Below are 243 nucleotides of genomic sequence, written 5' to 3'. Positions count from 1 at the left end.
CGAAAAAATGCGTTATAATAATGCAGCATGCCGGATAATTTATGATTTGAATTTTCGATTTTATCCACTAGGTCTGCAATGGATAAAGACCGTTGCTCTGAATGTTTGATATAATCAAGCATAAGCTGATGCCGAAAGCACATCAATTGATAATAAATCAGTAAATCCTGATCCTCTTCCATCCGTTCAATTTCTTTTTCTACCTCAGCTTTCAAATCTCTGCATCAGGTACACTGAATTGCC

1 pseudogene is annotated in these 243 nt (G+C 36.2%); it reads right to left on the bottom strand.

The window, feature by feature from the left end:
• Window positions 1-215: pseudogene (locus tag R2R70_RS22595) on the bottom strand (aspartate phosphatase); the annotation flags it as partial.
• Window positions 216-243: the final 28 nt, after the last annotated feature.

The organism is Cobetia sp. SIMBA_158 (assembly GCF_046566945.1).
Taxonomy (GTDB): Bacteria; Pseudomonadota; Gammaproteobacteria; order Pseudomonadales; family Halomonadaceae; genus Cobetia; species Cobetia amphilecti.
This window is presented reverse-complemented; position numbering and strand designations above follow the sequence as displayed.